Consider the following 283-nt stretch of genomic DNA (forward strand, 5'->3'; position numbering starts at 1 on the left):
GCATCGTCGACTACATCACCAAGAAGCCGACCGATACGCCCACCTTCTCCACCCAGCTGGGCTGGCGCGAGCAGGGCATCGTCAGTGCCGGGATGGACGTCGGCGGCCGCTTCGGCAACGAGCAGATGTTCGGTTATCGCTTCAATGCTTTCGAGGAAAAGGGTGAGACCTTCAATGGTGGCCACGTCGATCGCAAGGTGGGCGCACTGTCGCTGGACGCGCGCCTGAGCGACGCACTGATCTGGACCTTCGACGGCGTGTTCCAGTCACGCGACCTGCGCGA

General features: G+C 62.9%; 1 protein-coding gene. It reads left to right on the forward strand.

Annotated features, from left to right (window positions below; all coding sequences use genetic code 11):
• On the forward strand, positions 1 to 283 hold a 283-nt coding region (locus DL891_RS16880; protein WP_198668985.1), incomplete at both ends, for a hypothetical protein.

This window comes from Homoserinimonas sp. OAct 916 (genome assembly GCF_003260275.1).
Classification (GTDB): Bacteria; Actinomycetota; Actinomycetes; order Actinomycetales; family Microbacteriaceae; genus OACT-916.